Origin of the sequence: Nostoc piscinale CENA21 (assembly GCF_001298445.1) — a bacterium.
In the GTDB taxonomy this organism is placed as follows: domain Bacteria; phylum Cyanobacteriota; class Cyanobacteriia; order Cyanobacteriales; family Nostocaceae; genus Nostoc_B; species Nostoc_B piscinale_A.
Map to the genome: position 1 here is coordinate 4,029,389 of NZ_CP012036.1, position 19,824 is coordinate 4,049,212.

Sequence of the window (19,824 nt, forward strand, 5' to 3'; positions counted from 1 at the left end):
TTGTGGATACTTCCATTTTTGTGCAAACATTTATTGCAGTGTTTGTCCTGGCAGATGCTGTCGGCAATATACCAATAGTTTTAGCTTTAACCAAGGGTATGGAACCAGAAGACAGAAATAAAGTGATTGATAAAGGGAGTATTGTAGCGATCGCAGTTCTGTTATTGTTTGCCTTTTCTGGTCAATATATTTTAAGCTATCTCGAAATTAGTATGGCATCTTTGCGGGTAGCAGGCGGGTTATTGCTGCTGCTGATTGCTTTACAAATGCTGCGGGGAGAACTAGACACACCCATTCACGAGGAAGGACGGGATGTTGCCATTACACCACTGGCTTTGCCATTATTAGCGGGGCCAGGTACGCTGACAACTGTGATGTTATTAATGTCAAAATCTCAAAGTCCCCATTTGGGTGTAGTGTTGGGTATTGTTGTGGCGATGTTTGTCACCTGGTTGATTTTGCGCTTGGCAAACCAAATTGATAAATTAATTGGGGTAGAAGGTACAGTCATTGTCACCCAGCTATTAGGTTTTTTATTAGCAGCCTTGGCAATAGAAATTGGCAGTACAGGTATTAAAGAGTTATTTCTGCACTAAAATTTAGAGTGATTGGTTGTATATAAATTTTTATTTATCCCCATAATCTTCTACCAGCTTTACCTTGTAATTTTTCATGAGCATCATTTAATAAAGCTGGAATATTTAAGTTTTCAGGACATCTCGGTAAACAATCACCACATTCTGTACAGCGATTAGCTTTCATTCCAGGGAACCAATGACCCGCATTTTCAAACATTCCATAACGATACTGCCCGTAATCTGTCATATTGTATGCCACTGCTAAATTACGTAATCGCAATACCTCTGGAATATTGATATTTTCTGGACAAGGTAAACAAGCATAGCATTGACTACATTTATCAGTTCCTAAAATATTTTTTTTGATGATTTTCTAAGTTTTGAAAAATCGAAATTTCTGCTGGTGTTAATTCATTATTTCTATCAGCAACTTGTAAAGGTTCAATTAATTCTTCTGGCTTGGCTGCGCCGACACTCAAAGTAGTAATCCGGCTATCACTCAGCAAAAATCGATAATTTAATTCTAAGGGTGAATAAGGCTGACATAAATCTTTGAGGGTTTGGGGTGGTGTGTAGAGTTTTCCACCTTTGTCAGCCGGGGAAATAATAAATACACCCATATCTTTTTTTGCAGCTAATTCAATAGCTGGGGCGTGACGTTGAAAAAAATAGTAATAATGGAGGTTGACAAATTCAAATAAATCTGTGCTGATTGCTGCTTGAATTACCTCTAAAGCTGCGTGGGTGGAAAAGCCAACGTGTCGCACTCGACCATCTGCAATTGCTGCTTGAACGGCTTGCATACAGCCACCTTTGGCTTGCACCCACTGTAAATGCTCCCAAGTGTTTAAACCGTGAATTCCTAAACAATCTAAATAATCTAGATGTAATCGCTCTAGGGATTCATCAATGTACCGTCGCATACTATCAGCGTCGGCTGTTGGGGGAATTTTCGTTGTGATGTAGAGTTGGGAACGAGGTACAGATAACCCATTTTGCATCGCTTGGCCAAGAAACTCCTCACTTTTGCCATAACCTCTGGCTGTTTCTATATGATTAATTCCTAGAGCTAAGGCTTGAGCGATAGTTTTCTGAGCATTTTCAGCATCAGCCAAATAGCGCATAGTCCCTAAAGAAAAAACCGAGAGGTGAAGATTTGTTTTGCCAAAGCGTCGGTATTGCATTACTTCCAGTGACCAAAATTGAGTGCTAAATTCTGAGTATAAATACAATCAAGAGCGTTTACACTGAGAATGAAGTGTGAAAAAGAAAGCAGGAAAATTATCAGAATAGAATTCAGGAGTCAGGAGTCAGAAGTCAGAATAAAACTTTCTGCAATTCTGGATTCTTCTTTAATTCTTGAACTCTTTCTTTCTCAGCACTCCGCACTCATTAATTAGCACTTTCTTTAGCTATCGCCATTACCAAAACGCTTAATCAAATCTTCAGGACGGAGATTGGAGATAAATTCACGAAAGGCTTCTTGTTCTGCTTCATCAGCATCACGATCTACGGGAATTGAAGCATCAGCAACTACTTCTTCCATTACCCAAATCGGCGTATTTGTACGGAGGGCAATGGCGATCGCATCACTGGGACGTGCATCAATTTCTTTTTTGACTTCGCCTTGCTGCACAATCAAAGCTGCATAAAATGTGTCCTTCTGTAAGGAATGAATAATTACTTTTTCTAGAGTCATATTCCACGTCTCTAGAATATTTACCATTAAGTCATGAGTTAAAGGTCTGGGCGGCTTTTGATTCTCCAGCGCCCCCATAATTGCCCTAGCCTGTTCTTGACCAATATAAATTGGTAAAGCACGCCGATCTGACGCATCTTTTAACAGTACAATCGGGCTGCGAGTTATGGCATCTAATGCTATGCCAGCGACTTTCATTTCAATCATTGGCGAAGCCTCTACAATTCTGGGAGAGCTTGAGGTATGGGTAACAATTTATACCCTTTTTTGGTGTGTAAAGAGAAAAAATAAACATAGGCAGGTTTTCTATAATTGCTTCTATTAAACTCCGAACTTGGTGTGAACACCAGAGTAAGTTAAAGGAGTCTACCTAGACAATAACCTTCTTAACCAAGTATGCCTTGAGAAAGAGGTAAATGTGTTATCAACCTTATAATAAAAACAGTCAGAAATTATACTTAAAATGTCTTGCATTCTTGTAAGAAATACCAGTTGATTTTCGGCAAAATTAGGCAATAAATAGAGTTAGTTTCAAAGAACAGCCGTGTTTACAGGATTAGTCCAAAGTTTAGGAACAATCAAACCCCTAGGGGGCGATTCTTGGCAAATTACTTGTGTGAGTCAGTCATCTAATGTCATTATGCAGGATTTAGCTTACGGTGACAGCGTTGCCGTAGATGGGGTTTGCTTGACTGTTGAAGAAATTTTAAAAGATGGGTTTATTGCCACCGCTTCCCCAGAAACGCTGCGCCGCACTACATTAGGACTAGAAGAAATTAAACAAAGATATGTGAATTTAGAAGCTTCGCTGCGCGTGGGTAGCAAAGTCGGCGGTCATTTTGTTATGGGTCATGTAGACGGTGTAGGTCGATTACTCACAGCCCAACAGACGGCGACTTCTTGGGAAATGACATTTACTGCACCTGAAGCGATCGCGCGGTATATTGTCCCTAAAGGTAGCATTGCAATCAATGGCATCAGTCTCACAGTAGCCGCTTATGAACCAGAACTGTCGCAATTTACTGTGGCTGTGATTCCCCTCACCTACGCTGACACCAATCTCCGCTATCTTGTCCCTGCCAGTTGGGTAAATTTAGAAGGGGATATTCTCGGCAAATACGTGGAAAAATTGCTTTACCCTGGCAAAAAACAGTCAACATCATCCGATGAGACTGGATTGAATGAAATTACCCCAACATTTTTAGCAGAACATGGATATTTGTAAAAAGTAAAAGTAAAAAGGCAAAAGTAAAAAGAAAAATCTTTTGCCTTTTACCTTTTACCTTTTTAACTTCCTGAGTCGCCACCTACTTGGGCTGTACGAATGGAGTTTAACAACTGACTTAAACCTGCTTGTAATTCTCCATTGGGGTCAACAGCCACCCACCCATCCTGGGTCAATTGACGCGCTTCAAAGTGCAGGTGCGGCCCTGTGGAGTTGCCTGTACTACCTACGCGTCCAATCACCATTCCTGCTTCTACCTGTTGGCCTGGTTGGACAAAGATTTCGGACATGTGACCGTAAAGGGTTTGTTGAGTAGAATTATGATTCAAAATCACAGTTAAACCATAACCACCAACCCAACCGGCTGTTTCTACCTGACCTTTAGCCGCAGCCAAAATTGGTGTACCCATCGGCGCACCTAAATCTGTACCAGCATGGAAACGACGATTACCCGTAATTGGGTGAATTCGCCAGCCAAACAACGATGTAATTGTGGCTGGAATAGACAGGGGATAGCTAATGCCTGTAACACTGCCACGATAAGCAATAGTATTTGTAAAGGGAATTTGGGGTAGAACCGAGGCTAAAGGAATATCGTAAGCCACGGTACTGACACGGGGTGCTAAATTACCTTCAATTGTTGGTGGAGGTAAAGCACCTGCGCTGGGTGCAACGGCTGTGGCGCTAACTTTGGTTGCACCAAAATCGCTGGGATTGGGGATAAAGCGATTGGGACTAAAGGCTGTCTTGACTTCACCACTATAAGCAACGCGATTTGTAGGGGTGTTGCCAGTACTATTGATAGGCCGTGCTAAGGGAACAGTAGCTAACTGAGCATTTTGGCTTTTTTTCAGCCACGTGGGGGCAGGTTTGCTTTCAGAAGCGACACGCTGATTACCAACAGGTTGAGCTTGGTTACAAAAACCGAGGGATATAGCTTGTCCTGATGGCAAAATTGTGCGACAACCACTAGAACGTTCTGTAATGATTACAGAATTTGGTGCTTGATAAGTATTGGTTGCCTCAGTGCCGTAATTGTTGGAGTCAATATAGGCGTTGTTAGAATCTTTAACTTTTTCAGTTGTAGCTTCAACTGTGCTGTTAGAGTTATGAACCGGTTGAGCAACTTTGGGAAGTTTTTCTGGTACAGTGCGCGGCGCTACTGGTTTAACTACCTCTTCTCTAGCACTGGCGCTTGGTTGAGTAACTTCCAGTTTGGGTTTAGCGGTGCGGACGCTGGAGGGTTTTGGCTGTGCAGCTGGTGTTGGGGTACGTTCCTGCCGAGTTGTAAAAACTGGCTCAACGGCTGCTTCAGCTTGCGGTTTTGATTGTCTAACAGGCTCTTTGGATTGTGCAACCTCTGGTTTGCGGAGTCTTTGGTTGAGGTTAGCTCGTCTTTGGGAATATTCCGATTGCGCTTTGGGGGCTGCTGGGATAACAATATCTTTTTTGATGAAATTTGTTTTACCAGTTGGCTGGGAATTTTCTACAGGAACAATATTATCGATGGATGTTTCTGTTTGGGCAAAAACGAAGCCACCACTAAGCAGGCTAACACTACTTAGTAAACAGAGACTCTGGGCTGGCAGGGTAGATATAAAACGTTTTTTAGTCATACCTTGCTGGTTCGAGCCTTGGGAGGGATTATGGGCAGATGTATTGCGCTGCGTCATTGGTTCTCTCAGTTATTTTAAATTTGCCTCAAGAGATGATGCCAGTGGTTTGTCTTGCCCAAAGAGCTAAATTCATAACAAACCTATAATGGGACAGAAGATTTACGGTATCCCAGACTGATTGTACCGGGTTCAATATAAAGTTCTGTTGTTTTTATGTCTGTTGTATCATAAGTTTCCAGAGAAACACGTAATTCACCCTGAGAAGTAACGCCGACTACAGTGCCTGCCAAATCATTAATATATACTTCGTCACCCACATTGGTGAGTAATTCCAAATAGCGAGACAAGAGTATATTTATTCCTTCTTTAACAAGGCACTCCATACCGGACTCTATTCCCCGTAGAACGACGGAAGTGAGAGTTTCCAGACAAGAAATCGGTTTGGTAGCGTAGTAGGCTTGCCACATTTCGAGGTTAATTCCCGTTTCGGGTACTGGGTTTGTCCAGTTAATGCCAACTCCAATTACTGCTTGATGAATATAGCCATGATTGATTTTGGTTTCTGTTAAAATGCCGCCTAATTTACGACCATTTAAAACTAGGTCATTAGGCCATTTAATTCCCACATCCACGCCATAACAGCGCAGTTGGTTAGCTATACCCCAAGCACTAGCTAAGGTTAGTTGATAACTGGCACTAGCTTCTAGTTTAGGGGCGATCGCCACTGAAAGGTATAGCCCACCAGGATGAGAAATCCATTGTCGTCCCCATTGTCCTCTACCCGCAGTTTGTTGTTGGGCAATTACCACAGACCAAGATTCTGCCCCCTGCGCTAACAAATTCCACAAGGTTTGATTAGTGGAAGCAAGATGATCAAAAATATGTAGCGAAAATGATGAATTTTCCCCGTTTCTTCCTGACTGCAATGCTAATTCTAACTTTTGTCGATCAAATTCCACAGACATGAACCGCAAATACCGTTGTTCAAGTTAACATTAATTGGCTGATTTTGATAAAAGGGAATAGGGGTTAGGCAGTGAGGACGAGAAAATAATTTTTTCATCCCGCATCACCAACACCTCATACTCAATACCCTCTATTTTTGGTTAGGTTCAAGATGCACACTTGGCACTGGCGCAATTGGGAAGGACTGCCATACCTTACCTGTAGTCTTTTAGCAAATTGGCAACACGGCTTTTTTACTCACCAGTTCTGGCCGCGATCGCCCCAAGATTTAACTCCCGTACTGCACTCAGAAGCATCAGTGTATCGTTTAAAACAGGTACATGGTAATACAGTTCTTACGCCCCAAGAAGTTGATTCTCAAGTCAGGGAAATTACAGGCGATGAGGAATCTGCTTTTGCCTTAGCTGATGGTTTAATTACCGAACAACCTTTACAAGCAATTTGGGTAGCCAGTGCAGACTGTACACCTGTATTAATTGGGGATGTGCGGACTGGACAGGTAGCTGCATTACACGCGGGTTGGCGAGGGACGGCGGCGAAGATTGTCCCCCAAGCGATCGCTCGATTACAAGCCCAAGGCAGCAAATTAGCAGACTTAAGAGTTGCCCTCGGCCCGGCGATCGCTGGTGAAGTTTATCAAGTCTCGGTAGAGGTAGCTGCGGAAATTGGAGCCAGTATTATATCACATAATGACACCCAAAAAATTGTTCAGGTGTTACATGAATTACCCAATTCTCCTTTATTAGCCGACCCAGAACCCGGTAAAGTGAGAGTTGATGTGCGGCGGGTAAATACTTTGCAGTTAGAAAATTTAGGAATTAGTGGCGAACAAATTGCGATCGCCCCTTATTGTACATACCAAACTCCTGAACATTTCTTTTCCTACCGTCGTGAACAACAGAAAAAAGTGCAGTGGTCAGGAATTGTGAGTGGGAAAACATAAAGCAGAAAGCAGGAGGCAGGAGGCAGAAGGCAGGAGTAAAAGTCTTACTATTCCTAGCATTCCAGCTTTCAAATTGTCTTAACATATCTGACTATTGCCATAACTTTTAGGAGTGCTGAGTGCAACCTCATGACTAGCGTATGTTTCCCAACTTGAGTAAACTGGGTTGACTTTAGACTCTATGGGCTGACGTGCAATTCATTTTACTTTTTACTCATACCGCAGCACTCAGCACTCAGCCCTTCCGTATTCTGTTGATTAAATAATCAAATTTTTACATGCTCTCTGTATGCTTTCGGTGTTATCCCCATAAATTTGCGAAAGACATTAGTAAAATGACTTTGACTTTGAAAACCAACTTGTTCTGAAATTTGTTCAATAGTTTTTTCAGTTCCAGTTAAGAGTTTTTTCGCCTTAGTAATTCGGCAATTAATCACATACTGATGCGGTGCCAGACCTGTAGATTGTTTAAATAAGCGAGAAAAATGATACATACTCATCCCCACAACCGCAGCAATTTCTGTTAATGTCAAATCTCGTTCGAGGTTGTCATGGATGTATGACACTGCTTGGCGTAACTTTCTTGGCGAAAGACCTTTGTGATTTACCAACTGCGGGACTTTATTACTGGTGACTGAGTGGTGTTTTAGCAGGTGAACGCAGAGTGTAGTTTTGAGAGACTCAATATAAAGTCGGCTACCGACACCACCTGACTCTAATTCTGACTTCAGTGCTAAAGCTATTTGCTGAATTAACGGTTCCGGTGCAGCAAAGTATGGTGTTAACTCCACACCTTGTAAATCAACTGACTCTAAGATCATCTGATTGAAAAACGCAGGGTCTAAACTGAGAAGTAAAAAATCAGTTTCCGATGTCCAACGGCAAACATGAGGGGTATTGGCGGGAATAATGGCGACATCACCATGAAAAATATTTTCTTGCTGAAAGCGTCCGTCTAAAACTCGTTCTGCTTGGAGGAGATGATAGTCTAAGTTAATTGAGATAATATGTTGTTGTGGTGAATGTTCAGGGGTTTCATGGGCAGGCTGGTGATGAATGTCTAGACGAATACCATCCCATTTAGCATTGTAACTAGAACTAATGTGCGATCGCGGCAAAATTTCTGCACAAGCATCTTCTTGAGTAAAATCAACTTTTAAGATTGTCTCTTCCAGCATCATCCTCACCGCAGAGATAACAAATTTATGTGTAACGCTATACTTAAACAGTAATCCGAAAAAGTCATATTTAAATGAATTATTACGTAATATATGACGGAAATTGCAATCTCTGCGTTACCTTAGTGCAATTTTTAGAAACTTTAGACCAAGGTAAGCTATTTCTTTATGCTGCGATGCAAGATGAACAAACACTTACACAATGGGGAATCACATCCCAAGATTGTCAACAAGGAATGATATTGATTGATGCTAATGCCCCGGAACGGCGTTGGCAAGGTAGTGATGCAGCCGAAGAAATTGGCAAGTTATTACCGATGGGCAGTTTATTTGTGGATGCTTACCGCACTATACCGGGGATGAAATGGGCAGGCGATCGCTTTTACGAACAAATCCGCGACAATCGTTATACTTTGTTCGGCAAACGTGCTACTACCTATCAATCAGCATACTGCGTGGATGGTGGCTGCAAAATTGGTAATGATTAGTGTATGCACAAGTTTTGACAGTCTACTTTAGGGGGTTGGTATGACAGTAAGTAAGCCAGATTTAGAAATCACATCCCAAACGACTGATATTGTAGATGATGTTGTGGACTGGCAACCCCCCATACCACCCACAGATTTAATATTTGATGATGGAGAACCTTTGGAGTCAAATCGCCACCGTATTGCCATGAATGTCTTAATTCGGTCATTGCAGCAAGCTTGGGCTGATCGAAACGACTTTTACACAGGGGGCAATATGTTCATCTACTACAGCAGTACCCAAGCACGTAACAATGATTTTCGCGGCCCGGATTTTTTTGCTGTACTCAATGTTGATGGTACTATCCCCAGACAAGGTTGGGTCGTTTGGGAAGAAAACGGCCGCTACCCAGATGTCATTGTCGAATTAATGTCACCATCTACGGCGCGGGTTGATAAAGTGACAAAAAAAGAGATTTATCAACAAACCTTCCGCACCCCAGATTATTTTGTCTATGACCCGTTTGAGCCAAATTCTTTGCAAGGTTGGCATTTAGATGCAAATCAGACTTACCAGCCTTTGACTCCAAATGAGCGTGGTTGGCTGTGGTGTCAGCGTTTAGGTTTTTGGTTAGGAACTTGGGAAGGCACAGTAGACCGAGAAACAGCAATTTGGCTACGTTTTTACGATTCCGAGGGTAATCTTGTGCCTTTACCAGAAGAAGCTGCACAAGCTCAAGCCGAAGCTGCACAAACACGGGCTGAACGTTTAGCTGCTCGTCTAAGAGAATTAGGCGAAGACCCTGATATTTAATTATGAGTGTGTGGGGTTAAAGGTATGAAGCCGAAATACTGAAATTTCAGACTTTATAACTAGAAAGACACAAATAAAATTAAATAGACAAGTCTTAGGCAAAATACTAAAAACCTCCTGCCTTCTGCCTCCTGCCTTGTGCTAATTACAATTATTTATGTCACTTTACTTACTTCACACTTCAGACTTCTCATTAAACAGTTCTAAAATCTGCCGACAAAATTGTTTTAGTTGTTCGCCAATTTGTGCAGAAGGGAGAGACTCACCCACGAAATTCCAGTTTTCCACTGTCGAAAGTCGCCACGCCTCGCCGCGATGATCAAATCCAGCTACTTCTATGCCAATTGCCCGACGTAAGTTTGTTATCGGATCTTGATGAAAGCGAATTTGAATCAAAACACTCCGACTCCGCCAGGATTTGCTGATTCCAGGAAAATGAAAGCCAATGTCTATAGAATCTGGATCAACTAATTCTCTGGTTTCTGGGTCATTCTGCCAAGGTTTCAAATCCGATTTCGCATCGGGAAACTGGAGTTTGAATAAATTCACTACCGTAGCAATCTTGCTGGCGAGTTCAAGGTTAGTTGCCTGTTCAGCTGCGTTCACGAAAAAAACACTCCTAAATAGTTGAGTCAGCTAAGGGGAATGCGACGACAGAAAACCGCCAGAAGGCTTATCTTGTTTGTGTTTCAGCTTATCAAGACGTTTTAAATTTCGCAACTATAAAATTGCCTTTTCTTAACAATTGATTTAGGGTGAAGTATGAAATTTTTGCTATATAAGCAATTATACTTAAATAAATTAGGAAAGTGTCTGACGTTAGATAAGTCTGAAAAAAAATCTGAAAATTTTCCGCAAAATCCTCTACTTGCTAGAACGAGAAATTACCTTGGCGATCTAAAATTACACTGTTAGCTGGCAAACGTAAAAAAAAAGTTAAGTTCAGTTTATGGCGCGTCAACGCTCGATTTTCTCAATTATTCTGGTATTATTGGCTACATTCCTGATAAGTTGTGGTGGCCCTGGAGTCGCAGTTGCACCTCCAACTTATACAGCAGATCAAATTGCCCAAATTCAGGAATATGTGCCTGAAGTTCAGACTGTGCGCGATCGCGCAGACGAACTCAAAAACCTCATTGAAAAAAATGAGTGGATTAAGGTGGGTAACTTTATTCATGGCCCAATGGCAGAAGCTAGGCTGACCATGACTTATATCACTCCCCATCTTTTACCTAAAGACCAAACCGCAGCCCGTCAAATCACCAAAGATTTACTGAACCACTTGGTTAAAGTTGATCAAGCTGCTAGTAATGGCAATAGTTTAGTTGCTTTGAGTAACTACAAAGCTGCTTTTACAGATGTTGACAAATTCCTGCAACTGTTACCTGAAGGTGACAAGCAAGCAGACTCTTAGTCATTCTTGAATGATAAGTTATGAGTTAGAAGAAAAAGGCTGAAGTCTGAAGTATGAAATGAAAAAACCTTTTGACTTTTGACTTCACGGCAGTTCTAACTCATAACTCCTCAATATCCCAGCAATGAGTCATGTAATTATTATCGGTTGTGGTGTCATTGGAGCCGCGATCGCCTATGAACTGAGTCAAGTAATAGGGTTGCAAATTACCATTATTGACCAAAACCAACCCGCACAAGCTTCTACAGGTGCAGCCCTTGGGGTTTTGATGGGCGCTATCAGTCAAAAAATCAAGGGTAAAGCTTGGTGGCTAAGACAAACCAGCATTGAACGCTACGAAACCTTAATTCCCGAACTGGAAGCATTAACCGGGCGTAAAATCTCCTTCAACCGTCAAGGTATTCTCCATTTGTCTTGGGAAGAAGAAAATTTTGAGAATTGGGAAAAACTAGTAGAAATTCGCGCCTCCCAAGGTTGGAATCTAGAAATTTGGGACAGGGCGAAACTCAAGAGTATGTGTCCCCAAGTCAATAATGACAGGATTACTGGCGCAGTTTATTCGCCTCAAGACCGTCAACTCGACCCCACAGCTTTAACCTTAGCCTTAGTAGAAGCCGCCCAACAAAAAGGCGTAACCTGCCAATTTGGTGTAAATGTTGTCAATATTTCACCAACATCAGTCGAGACGACAGCCGGAAAAATCGATGCTGATTGGGTGGTGGTAGCGGCTGGACTTGGTTCTACACTCTTAACGTCCCAACTAAACCAAAAAGTTGATATTCGCCCGGTTCTCGGACAAGCATTACAAGTACATTTAGCAAATCCCATCGGTAATCCTGAGTTTCAGCCGATGATTACCTGTAATGATGTGCATATTGTCCCTGTGGGCGGTGGCGATTATTGGATAGGCGCAACGGTAGAGTTTCCCAGCAATGGCGATGAAATCCCGCCTAATCATGAACTATTAGAGGACGTTAAACAACAAGCGATCGCCTTTTGTCCAGAACTCGCCGCAGCGACTATCACCCGCACCTGGTCAGGGTTACGCCCCCGCCCGGAAGGTCGCCCCGCACCCATTATTGAAAAACTACCAGGATTTAACAATATCCTCCTCGCCACCGGACATTATCGTAACGGTGTGTTACTAGCCCCTGCAACAGCTTATGCGATTCGTGAGATGATTAGTTGAGAATTTAGAAGTCAGGAGTCAGAAATCAGAATTAATATTCCTTCTGTATTCTAAATTCTCAGTTTTTATTAGGAAAGTAGCGTGGCTGTAACAGAAAATAAAGTCAAAATTGATTCTTTAGAGTGGTTTTATCGGGAAGCTGAACCGATTGGACAAAGTGATTTATTACCTGTAATCTTGCTGCATGGAATAGTCTCGCAAAGTTACAGTTGGCGTAATATTCTACCTGCTTTAGCTAGTCAAGGCACAAGAGCGATCGCACCAGATTGGATTGGTTATGGCTTTTCTTCCATGCCAGAAAAACGCGATTTTGCCTACACTCCTGACGCATTCATTACAGCTTTAGAAAAATTTATTCAAACCATCAAAATCGAAAAATTTTCTCTAGTTGTCCAAGGCTTTTTAGGCTCCGTTGGCTTACAATACGCCTTACGCCATCCTGAACAAATTGCCAACATTGCTATTTTAAATGCACCCATTTCTACCGATGCTAAATTACCTTGGAAAATTAAACAAATGGGTTTTCCATTAGCAGGTGAAATAATGACTCAAGACCCTTTATTAGTTGATCGTACTCTAGAAGGTGGTAGCCGTTATCGCATCGAAGATCAAGACTTAGATGTGTATCGCCGACCTTTTTTTGAAAACATCTGCGTCTGGTAGAGGATTATTATCAACAATTCGCAATTTACAACTTCCTCAAGCAACGGCGGAAATTGCATCTGGCTTTCAAAAATGGGAACAGCCCATTTTAATTCAATGGGGAATGATTGACCCTTGGTTATCTGTAGACATAGCACAAAAATTTAGTGATTCTGTACCCAATGCAGAATTAATAAAACTTAATAACGTTGGTCATTACGCCCAAGAACATTATCACCAAACAATTTTAGAAGATTTATTGCCCTTCGTCAGGCGTGTAGATAATTAGGCAGAAATAAATTTTGTCAAAATCGATATTATAAAAAAGTGAAATCATAGATAAACACAGATAATTTATCTGTGTTTAATAAATAGCTCATTAGATGATTCAGACAATTTCTAATGTTATCGTAAGCAAATGTAGAAGTTATTTAAGTAAGTAGACAGAATTAAAGGTAAAATGCAAATCAAAAAAATTTGCTTATATCAAAGGCTGTTACTCCTGCCTTCTACTTCATAACTTACGATCTCATTAAAGCCACCTTAATGGAGATGAGAATTCATGGCTTATTCTTGGTTTAAAGCATTTCATATTATTGGCATTGTAGTTTGGTTTGCTGGACTATTTTATCTGGTGCGTCTGTTTATTTACCACGTCGAAGCCGAACAAGAACCAGAACCAGCACGCACGATACTGAAAAAGCAGTATCAAATTATGGAATTACGTCTTTATCGCATCATCACTACTCCGGGAATGTTAGTCACAGTAGCGATGGCGATAGGTTTAGTGAGTACCGAACCAGAAGTTTTAAAACAGGGTTGGCTACACTTCAAATTACTATTTGTCGCAATTTTATTGGCTTATCATCATTACTGCGGTCGCTTGATGAAGAAGTTAGCTAATGATGAATGTCGTTGGACTGGTCAACAGTTACGTGCTTTAAACGAAGCGCCTACAGTTATGTTGGTGGTGATTGTACTATTAGCTGTGTTTAAAGACAATCTACCCACAGATATCACTGCTTGGGGAATTTTTGGTTTGATTATTTTCATGGCGGTGACTATTCAGCTATACGCCAAAAAACGCAAGCGTGATAAAGAACAATTAATGGCGCAAATCAACCAAGTTCCTCAAGAACAAAGTTAGACAAAAAACGCCTGATATATCTTACATTAAGAAATGTTAAAAAATGTATTTGATATCTCAGGCGTAAATCAATGTCAGCAAAATATTTAGGTAAACCCCGTCCGTTGTGGCGAGTAATTTTCTTGTCTGTGATTACCGGGATGCTGTATTACGGCTGGTACAAATGGATTATTCAAGAAGAACTACGGCGTTATAACGGGTTCGGTTGGTCAGGAACCCTGAGTTTAGCACCCTTTGTTTTCGGAGTCGCAATTCCCCAAGCTTTACGAATCTTTGATCCTGATGTACCTGGGTGGTTCGGTTGGTTTTCGCTGCTGGGTATTGTGTGGATTTATATTGTGCAGTTTAAGTTATATAAAACTGTGAATGAAATGTACCGCCAAGCAGGTTTAAAAGAACCCTTAGTAGTTTGGTGGTTATTTATCCCTGGATTAAATTTAATTGTTGGTTTACGACAAATCCATTTTTTAAGCCAATTTTGGGCAAACCAACAAGGTTTGACTGTTCCAGATTATCTTGCTGAAAATATTCCTTTCCTTTCTGCTAACGCTTAATGTAGGAATCTGGTTTGATTTCCGAATTTACTTGTGTGATCAGGGAATAGGGAGTCGGGAGTCGGGGGAGTGTCAAAACCTGTCACCTCTCACCTTTTTATTGTCTATCGATGCTGATTAGCATGTAAAATATGACAGTTGTATTCTGCCGCGAACGTTGATTGAGCGTTATACCTTGCCCGAAATGGGCAACCTGTGGACTGAATTTTATAAGTTCAAAACCTGGCTTCAGGTAGAGATTGCAGCTTGCGAAGCCCAAGCTGAATTAGGTTATATTCCCTCTGGTGCAGTTGAGGAAATCAAAGCCAAGGCTAATTTTGAGCCGAAACGGATTCTAGAAATTGAAGCAGAAGTCCGTCATGATGTCATCGCTTTCTTGACAAATGTCAACGAATATGTTGGTGAAGCTGGACGTTATATTCACTTAGGTCTGACTAGTTCTGATGTACTAGATACAGCTTTAGCATTGCAATTAGTCGCTAGCTTGGATGTAATATCCCAAAGACTGGCAGATTTGATTGAGGTAATTCGCCAAAAGGCAAGGGAACACAAAAATACCGTGATGATTGGCCGATCGCATGGTATCCACGCCGAACCAATTACCTTTGGTTTTAAGTTAGCTGGCTGGTTAGCAGAAGTATTGCGCCACCAAGAACGCCTCAAAATTCTGCGGGAAACCATTGCTGTGGGTAAGATTTCCGGTGCAGTAGGAACTTACGCCAACATTGAACCCCGTGTAGAAGCGATCGCCTGTGAAAAACTGGGACTCAAACCCGATACAGCTTCCACTCAAGTAATCTCCCGCGATCGCCACGCCGATTATGTCCAACAATTAGCATTACTCGCTGCATCCATTGAACGTTTTGCCGTCGAAATTCGCAACCTGCAAAAAACAGACGTTTTGGAAGTCGAAGAATTTTTCGCCAAAGGACAGAAAGGTTCTAGTGCTATGCCGCATAAACGCAACCCCATCCGTTCCGAACGATTAACCGGGATGGCGCGTTTAGTCAGAAGTCATGCGGGTGCAACTTTAGAAAACGTCGCTTTGTGGCATGAAAGGGATATTTCCCACAGTTCTGTAGAACGGGTAGTGTTACCAGACGCGTGTATTTTAACGCACTTTATGCTCATAGAAATCACTGACTTAGTGAAAAATCTGCTGGTTTATCCAGAAAACATGGCGCGAAATCTTAATTGCTATGGCGGTGTAGTCTTCAGCCAAAGAGTACTACTCACCTTAGTAGACAAAGGTTTAAGCCGTGAAGAAGCTTATGCGATCGTGCAGCAAAGCGCCCACACTGCTTGGAATAAGCCAGACGGTAATTTTCACGATTTGATTAGCCAAGATTCGCGAGTCACCGCTAAACTCTCCCCCGCAGAAATAGAAAAGTGTTTTGATCCTCAGCACCATCTCCAGCATTTGGAAGAAATTTACCAGCGTTTGGATATTTAGTTTAGTTCAAGAAATACAGAGGGTGTAGAGGTGTAGCTTTGTAAAGCTATAAAAGCACCAAGCAAGATTTGAGTGAATTGGTGTTAGTCCGCGCAGGCGGACTTTGTTTTTATAGCCGAGCCAGTGCGTTGGGGAGACAGCGCCGTGGTGAAGCAGTCCGGTCTTGGGGGTTTCCCCCAGGAGGAACTGCTGAAAGGGTTTCCCACGCCAGTCGCTACAACGGAGGGAACCTCCCTTCGGGTTCGCAGTTCCTTCAAGTCGGCAAAGCCGCCCAACGGACTGCTCACCGCAACGCGCTGGCTCGACTTGAGGCGACTGTCGTCGGCTTTGCCGACTCCCTCACTGGCGTGCGAATTCCATTCGTCGGAGATAGTGCTACTACAGAGCAAAATTTAGTAATTTAAATCACAACAATTACTAAATTCTTCCTCTAGGTGCTGTAATTTTGAGCAACACTGGGTAGTATAAATAACAAATCCTTATCTAGCAATTGCCCTCATGGTTGAAATACTTGCCATGCTTTCTGCTTCTGCGGCAGCAGGATTAAGAATAGGCATACCTTTATTAATTATCGGACTGTTGCAGGGCAGCAACTTGTGGTCGCAGACTCCGATTTTATCTCACATTTCCCCCAAGATTTTGTTGTGCTTACTTACCAGTTGGTCATTACTGGAATTTTTTGGCAGCAAAAAATTGCTGGGACAAAGAGTAATACAGGTAGTTGAACTATTGTTATCTCCTTTAGTGGGGGCAATTATGGGTTTAGCTGTTGCTTCCGCTACAGATACACCAGACTGGTTGATTGCTTTAACGGGTGGATTATTAGCTTTAGTATTACAACTGGTGCAAATTGGTTGGTTTTATCGCTTACGTGGCTTACCTTTGTGGGCGGCTTTTCTGCAAGATACTCTCTGCATTGCCTTAGTTTTATTTGCCTTTGATGCGCCGTGGCAAGGAGGAATAATTGCTTTAGTACTGTTGTGGTTTGCTGTGCGTAGTGCTAAACAATGGTACGACTGGCGTTATCAAAAGAATAATATTTATTAGTAGAGTAGACTTTAAACGTCAGAATTCCGAATAATATGAGTGCTATACCAAACTTCAGATACCCGATTTCTTTAAGAAGTCGGGTATCTTGTTATTGACGCATAATTTAGGATTGCTATATCTAGCTTAAAAGATAGGAAAAAGTAGAAAAATTATTGTGCAATGCTTCTACTTTTTAATTACCTTTTAACCCCAAAATTAATATACCTGAACTTGGGCTAAACCATAGGGAACTTCTCGTGATAAACCGATGTATCCACCGGAAACATCATAGTAAACAAAGCTTCTGTTAGGAAAGGCATTGGCAAAATCTATATTCCTAAAAGCAATATTGAGATTAGTGCCAGGAGGAACTGGTTGAGAGAAATTAATTCTAATCATTCTCTCATCTTGTCTAGAAATGTTAGCCTCAACACGACGACCAGATTGATCAGTCACGTCAATATCATTGCTAACTTTTAGAGCATCTGAAGGTCTAACTATCAGGTAAGATAAGGGCTGCATACCTGTGTAAACAGTAATTGTGTGAGTACTATCGTAACCACTGGTACTGCTAATTCGCGGAGCAGTGCTATTGTAAGACATATCTTGTCTTTGAGCCTGAGCCGGAAGACAGGTAGCTGCGATCGCTCAGGCTGCTCAACGTGTAAATGAACTAGACTCGCAGTTGATGGCAGTACAGCAGCAAATTAACCGCTTTGAAGGGAATGCAGATCGCGCGGCGGCTTTTGATGTGGATTTGAAAAATGATGCTCAACGCAAGGCACGACGGTTTGAAGTGCTGCTGTTGAATCACGAATATCAAAAGGCGGTGGATACGCAAATTCAACTAACTGTAGAAAAAGCTAATGCGATGGCGCATTTAGAATATCTGCGTAACCAGTTTAGTGTAGCGAAGTTAGAGGCAAGATTAGCGATCGCGCAACAACTGACTGATTATGAATCACGGGAATTAGTTGGTTTGTAGTTTATAAGTAGAGACTTTGCAGTGCAAAGTCTCTACTCAAAGCAAGTAAAATCTAAGCAGCTTGATTAGATTCAGGTAAGCTAGAACGCGCATTTAACGACAGCATGACGCGAGAAATACCAGTAACCACAATGCTAGAGCCTAATAATGTGCCTAGTAGCCAAGGTGCATTGCTGGGAAACTGGAACCAAATAAGTGCGCCTAAAAATAGGGTAACAATACCATTACCTAATACCCATGTCCAGTTTTGTTGGGGACGTAAACGAAATGCCAAAATTAACTCGAATGTACCTTCTGTGAGCAAAAAGCTACCGATTAACAAAGTAAGTGTGAGAATCCCAGTTCGAGGATAAACTAACAGCATCACACCTGTAGCAATATAAAGTCCGCTTAAGAGAATTTTTAATAGAAAACCTCCTTCGCGGCGGGTATGAGTAGCATAAACGAGCTTGGCAAATCCCGCAGACATCAGAATTAGCGCCACCCAAGTCTCAGCAAATATGGTTGTAAACACAGGTAAGGCGATCGCTAGAATCCCTAAAATAATCAAAAGAGCGCCAATTACAATTGAAGTATTAACTTGCTTGTTAATATCGCTGGACTCGTTGCTATTAGTAGTAATATCGTTTGTCATACAAAATTTTTCCTTAATCTTCAGCGAACTCTAAGATTAGGTTAAAAATTTTTTCTCAGGCTAGACAGAGCCTTAAGATAGACACATTGGTAGTAAATTAATCCTGATCATCCTCAAAATTTACTACCTTAGTATTACTCAGTCCTATTTTCACTAAACTCAATAATTGGGAAATTTGCTGATTAATAGTTGCAATATCAAAACGCTGACTGGCAATATTTCTGGCATAATCAGCGATCGCTGTAGTGATTTCTATTTCTTGAACACAGGTGTTAATTACTTTGGCTAGTTTTTGGGAGTCGCCGGGTGTGGTTAAAAAACCATTGACACCATGTTCGACTAATTCAATCGCGCCGCCGGCTTTGGTTGCGACTACAGGTGTACCGCACAACATTGCCTCAACAATAACTCTACCAAAGGGTTCTGGCGCAGTGGAAGTATGAGCCACTAAATTGCAAGCGGACATTAACTGTGGAATGTCAGCACGAAATCCTAAAAATTGGATGCGATTTTCTAACCCTAGTTTGGCAACTTGTTGGTGTAATTCTTCTACATAATCTTGTTCACCAAATAAAGCATCCCCAACTAAAAGTGCTGTGACTTGTGGCGGGGATTGTGATAATGCTTCAATTAAAATATGTTGTCCTTTCCAGGGTGCAAGACGGCTGAAATGTCCAACGACAAATTTGCCTTCTAAGTCTAAATCTTGCCGGATTTTTTGAATTTCAACATCAGAAATCTGATATTTTTGACTATCAAAACCGTTATAAACAATGGCTGTGATTTCCGGCTTACCTCCAGCTTGTACAAATGCTGTTTGACTTGCCTGGGAATTAGCAATGACTAATGATGCAAAAGTATTAGCTAAGGTAACAGCAACTCGCAAGTTAATTGAGCTAAAGTGTTCTAATGAAAGAATATCGTGTAAATGATAAACTAAGGGACGACGAGATAAAAAACTTGCTATTGCGCCAATAACTAGTGCTTTTTGGGTATTGGCATAAATTACATCATATTTTTTCGCTAATTTTACAACTTTAATTATTAAAGGTACTAGTTGTTTAATACTGGCTAGTGCTTGCAATAAATTGCTTTGTTTTTGGACTTGAATTGGTTTTGTTGTTAATACTTCAACTGGGATTTGATGCTGCTGGAGTAAGGTTTTAAAATCACCATCGGCAAACAAACCAACTAAAGCGCGATCGCGGTATGGTTTAGCAATATCAATTAAACAAAGTTCTGCACCGCCAGGTTTACCACTTTGGTCTAAAAATAGAATTTTCATAAAATA

At 41.5% G+C, this 19,824-nt stretch carries 21 protein-coding genes and 2 pseudogenes; 14 read left to right on the forward strand and 9 right to left on the reverse strand.

All coding sequences use genetic code 11. From position 1 onward, the window contains the following. The first annotated feature begins 2 nt into the window (after window positions 1-2). The gene (locus ACX27_RS17500; RefSeq protein ID WP_062294731.1) at window positions 3-596 is read left to right on the forward strand and encodes a MarC family protein; all 594 of its coding nucleotides are present in this window, start codon (window positions 3-5) and stop codon (window positions 594-596) included. Window positions 597-630: 34 nt separating this feature from the next. On the opposite strand, the pseudogene ACX27_RS17505 reads toward ACX27_RS17500, so the two are convergent. Continuing rightward, window positions 631-1,762: pseudogene (locus tag ACX27_RS17505) on the reverse strand (aldo/keto reductase). A gap of 224 nt (window positions 1,763-1,986) precedes the next feature. After that, window positions 1,987-2,484, reverse strand: coding sequence for a bifunctional nuclease family protein (locus tag ACX27_RS17510; protein WP_062294732.1), 498 nt, complete (start codon window positions 2,482-2,484; stop codon window positions 1,987-1,989). Between the two features lie 337 nt (window positions 2,485-2,821). Here ACX27_RS17510 and ACX27_RS17515 point away from each other — a divergent pair, with 337 nt between their 5' ends. Then, the gene (locus tag ACX27_RS17515) at window positions 2,822-3,502 is read left to right on the forward strand and encodes a riboflavin synthase (RefSeq protein WP_062294733.1); all 681 of its coding nucleotides are present in this window, start codon (window positions 2,822-2,824) and stop codon (window positions 3,500-3,502) included. 62 nt (window positions 3,503-3,564) lie between these two features. On the opposite strand, the gene ACX27_RS17520 is transcribed toward ACX27_RS17515, so the two are convergent. After that, entirely contained in the window at window positions 3,565-5,175 is a 1,611-nt protein-coding gene (locus ACX27_RS17520) for a M23 family metallopeptidase (RefSeq protein WP_062294734.1), read from the reverse strand. An 83-nt stretch (window positions 5,176-5,258) separates the two neighbouring features. Then, on the reverse strand, window positions 5,259-6,083 hold the full coding sequence (locus ACX27_RS17525; protein WP_062294735.1) for a biotin--[acetyl-CoA-carboxylase] ligase: 825 nt from the start codon (window positions 6,081-6,083) through the stop codon (window positions 5,259-5,261). 152 nt (window positions 6,084-6,235) lie between these two features. Here ACX27_RS17525 and pgeF point away from each other — a divergent pair, with 152 nt between their 5' ends. Next, window positions 6,236-7,027, forward strand: coding sequence for a peptidoglycan editing factor PgeF (gene pgeF / locus ACX27_RS17530; RefSeq protein ID WP_062294736.1), 792 nt, complete (start codon window positions 6,236-6,238; stop codon window positions 7,025-7,027). A 266-nt stretch (window positions 7,028-7,293) separates the two neighbouring features. On the opposite strand, the gene ACX27_RS17535 is transcribed toward pgeF, so the two are convergent. Then, on the reverse strand, window positions 7,294-8,208 hold the full coding sequence (locus ACX27_RS17535) for an AraC family transcriptional regulator (RefSeq protein WP_418006154.1): 915 nt from the start codon (window positions 8,206-8,208) through the stop codon (window positions 7,294-7,296). 71 nt (window positions 8,209-8,279) lie between these two features. On the opposite strand from ACX27_RS17535, the gene ACX27_RS17540 reads away from it, so the two are divergent. Both ACX27_RS17540 and ACX27_RS17545 read left to right on the forward strand, forming a co-directional pair. Further along, window positions 8,280-8,693 (forward strand): thiol-disulfide oxidoreductase DCC family protein, encoded by a 414-nt coding sequence (locus tag ACX27_RS17540; protein WP_062294738.1) that lies wholly within the window; start codon window positions 8,280-8,282, stop codon window positions 8,691-8,693. A 40-nt stretch (window positions 8,694-8,733) separates the two neighbouring features. Then, complete coding sequence (locus ACX27_RS17545; RefSeq protein WP_062294739.1) at window positions 8,734-9,486, forward strand: Uma2 family endonuclease; 753 nt, start codon at window positions 8,734-8,736, stop codon at window positions 9,484-9,486. Between the two features lie 174 nt (window positions 9,487-9,660). Here the strand turns inward: ACX27_RS17545 and ACX27_RS17550 are convergent, their stop codons facing one another. After that, complete coding sequence (locus ACX27_RS17550; RefSeq protein WP_062294740.1) at window positions 9,661-10,092, reverse strand: hypothetical protein; 432 nt, start codon at window positions 10,090-10,092, stop codon at window positions 9,661-9,663. 343 nt (window positions 10,093-10,435) lie between these two features. On the opposite strand from ACX27_RS17550, the gene psbQ reads away from it, so the two are divergent. The 8 genes and pseudogenes from psbQ (at window position 10,436) to ACX27_RS17590 (ending at window position 16,932) form a co-directional block, all read left to right on the forward strand. Beyond that, window positions 10,436-10,900 (forward strand): photosystem II protein PsbQ, encoded by a 465-nt coding sequence (gene psbQ / locus ACX27_RS17555; RefSeq protein ID WP_062294741.1) that lies wholly within the window; start codon window positions 10,436-10,438, stop codon window positions 10,898-10,900. A gap of 124 nt (window positions 10,901-11,024) precedes the next feature. Next, complete coding sequence (locus ACX27_RS17560; protein WP_062294742.1) at window positions 11,025-12,089, forward strand: NAD(P)/FAD-dependent oxidoreductase; 1,065 nt, start codon at window positions 11,025-11,027, stop codon at window positions 12,087-12,089. Window positions 12,090-12,170: 81 nt separating this feature from the next. After that, window positions 12,171-13,020, forward strand: a pseudogene (locus ACX27_RS17565) (alpha/beta fold hydrolase). A gap of 273 nt (window positions 13,021-13,293) precedes the next feature. After that, entirely contained in the window at window positions 13,294-13,878 is a 585-nt protein-coding gene (hemJ, locus tag ACX27_RS17570; RefSeq protein WP_062294743.1) for a protoporphyrinogen oxidase HemJ, read from the forward strand. Window positions 13,879-13,949: 71 nt separating this feature from the next. Then, complete coding sequence (locus tag ACX27_RS17575; protein WP_062294744.1) at window positions 13,950-14,432, forward strand: hypothetical protein; 483 nt, start codon at window positions 13,950-13,952, stop codon at window positions 14,430-14,432. Between the two features lie 157 nt (window positions 14,433-14,589). Further along, window positions 14,590-15,885: an adenylosuccinate lyase gene (purB, locus tag ACX27_RS17580; RefSeq protein WP_062294745.1), complete on the forward strand. Its 1,296-nt coding sequence runs from the start codon at window positions 14,590-14,592 to the stop codon at window positions 15,883-15,885. A 68-nt stretch (window positions 15,886-15,953) separates the two neighbouring features. Next, window positions 15,954-16,289 carry a hypothetical protein gene (locus tag ACX27_RS17585; protein ID WP_062294746.1) on the forward strand — a complete coding sequence of 112 codons (336 nt, stop codon included), beginning with the start codon at window positions 15,954-15,956 and terminating at the stop codon, window positions 16,287-16,289. Window positions 16,290-16,383: 94 nt separating this feature from the next. Continuing rightward, complete coding sequence (locus ACX27_RS17590) at window positions 16,384-16,932, forward strand: DUF4126 domain-containing protein (RefSeq protein WP_062294747.1); 549 nt, start codon at window positions 16,384-16,386, stop codon at window positions 16,930-16,932. A gap of 198 nt (window positions 16,933-17,130) precedes the next feature. Here the strand turns inward: ACX27_RS17590 and ACX27_RS17595 are convergent, their stop codons facing one another. After that, complete coding sequence (locus tag ACX27_RS17595) at window positions 17,131-17,517, reverse strand: DUF2808 domain-containing protein (RefSeq protein WP_062294748.1); 387 nt, start codon at window positions 17,515-17,517, stop codon at window positions 17,131-17,133. A 40-nt stretch (window positions 17,518-17,557) separates the two neighbouring features. Here ACX27_RS17595 and ACX27_RS17600 point away from each other — a divergent pair, with 40 nt between their 5' ends. Then, entirely contained in the window at window positions 17,558-17,899 is a 342-nt protein-coding gene (locus ACX27_RS17600; protein ID WP_062294749.1) for a hypothetical protein, read from the forward strand. 52 nt (window positions 17,900-17,951) lie between these two features. Here the strand turns inward: ACX27_RS17600 and ACX27_RS17605 are convergent, their stop codons facing one another. After that, on the reverse strand, window positions 17,952-18,533 hold the full coding sequence (locus ACX27_RS17605) for an HdeD family acid-resistance protein (protein ID WP_062294750.1): 582 nt from the start codon (window positions 18,531-18,533) through the stop codon (window positions 17,952-17,954). Window positions 18,534-18,630: 97 nt separating this feature from the next. After that, a complete protein-coding gene (locus tag ACX27_RS17610) occupies window positions 18,631-19,818 on the reverse strand; it encodes a glycosyltransferase (protein ID WP_062294751.1) in 1,188 nt (395 codons plus the stop codon). Window positions 19,819-19,824: the final 6 nt, after the last annotated feature.